General features: G+C 45.7%; 1 tRNA gene and 2 rRNA genes. All 3 read right to left on the bottom strand.

The features are described 5' to 3' along the window. A 23S ribosomal RNA gene (locus DV872_RS26280) occupies positions 1-93 on the bottom strand; the annotation flags it as partial. Between the two features lie 73 nt (positions 94-166). After that, positions 167-240: transfer RNA gene (locus tag DV872_RS26275), tRNA-Ala, on the bottom strand. A 166-nt stretch (positions 241-406) separates the two neighbouring features. After that, positions 407-468, bottom strand: a 16S ribosomal RNA gene (locus tag DV872_RS26270); the annotation flags it as partial.

Raw genomic sequence — 468 nt, 5'->3', positions numbered from 1 at the left:
GTTTGCTTCTAACCGAGGCTTTTCGCAGCTTACCACGCCCTTCATCGCCGGATAGCTCCAAGGCATCCACCATGGACCCTTAGTCGCTTGACCATATTATTATTTATCCCTTCGCTATTCACTGTTTAAAAGAACAATATCAACAACCAACGTTGTCAAAGTGTTGTGGAGGCACGGGGATTCGAACCCCGGACCCCTGGCTTGCAAAGCCAGTGCTCTAACCAGCTGAGCTATGCCCCCGGTTAAACCAAAAAAAGTTAGAAAATTCATACAATCAAAATGCTGTATGTATGGGAAATTAAAAGTATTTAACGAAAGCCAAGACTGTTTGTACGGCATCATTCGTGAGAACAATGACTGACTGCTCCAGAGTACAAAGACTGAAGACTTAATACCTTTCTCGTAGAAAGGAGGTGATCCAGCCGCACCTTCCGGTACGGCTACCTTGTTACGACTTCACCCCCCTTA

The sequence above is a fragment of the Oceanispirochaeta sp. M1 genome (assembly GCF_003346715.1).
Classification (GTDB): Bacteria; Spirochaetota; Spirochaetia; order DSM-2461; family DSM-2461; genus Oceanispirochaeta.
This window is presented reverse-complemented; position numbering and strand designations above follow the sequence as displayed.